The 884-nt window shown below is 44.7% G+C and carries 1 protein-coding gene; it reads right to left on the reverse strand.

What is annotated here, in order from left to right; all coding sequences use genetic code 11:
* Nucleotides 1-57 precede the first annotated feature (57 nt).
* Nucleotides 58-884: nucleoid-associated protein (locus tag A3762_RS01670; protein ID WP_068753788.1), on the reverse strand; the 827-nt coding region annotated here is incomplete at its 5' end.

Consider the following 884-nt stretch of genomic DNA (forward strand, 5'->3'; position numbering starts at 1 on the left):
ATCGGAGAGTAAGCGCACGTGATGCTGTCATCATTACGCGCGCTTGTTTTGAAGTTGTTAGTCTTCTTTATCCTTAATGAATTCGCTGAGTTGCTTCTTAAGCGATTTCGGAATTGCAGTAATGGTTAGCGTATCTGAGCTTTCGTCGTACAAAATCGTTTGCTGGAATAGGTCTGATGAAAATGAAAGACTTAACCCATTACCTTTGCCTGACAGGCGAACTAGGTGCTTTAACTTGCGCGTGTCAGGTCGCAATGCTTCTGTAGGTGCTATGTTAGCGCTCTGTTCAGCGAATTCTGCGAACTTGCTAGGCTTGTTTTCATCAAGGTAGCCTGAGAGTTCAGATAGTGGCACGGCTTCGCCCATTTGCTGCTGTTCAACACAAAAGTCATAAGCACGTTGGCGAACTTGCGCGGCCTCGTCTTTCTCTGTGTCTTTTGTGTAGTTCGAAAGAATTTCCATTAATGCTTCGGTTTCTTTCGCTATATCTACACTGTTTTCAAATCCAGCACTTTGTGAGAATGCCTCGCCTAGTTTAGAGGTGCCGCGGCCTTTTATGAGGCTTAGATAGGGAGTGTCATCGCTATCGCTTAACCAAGCGCTGATATCAACCTTAAGCGCTAATTCAAGCTTTGATGTGTTGAGATAGTCTACGGTGGTTAATTCCGAGTTTCCGTCGAGCATAAGTCCGCTAGAATCTTCCAGTAAGAATATCCAAAACCGGTCGCCATCCGCATGTTCTTCATCGACAAATAGTACGTGTCGATCAAAAATTTCAGGGGTTTTATTAGCTAGCTCACAGAGATGATTAAGCGCATTCGTTGTCAGGCTGGCGAAGCTCAAAGAGCCATCATTAAATTCTTTTAGCCATGGCGTGAATGGTG

The organism is Oleiphilus sp. HI0125, assembly GCF_001635355.1.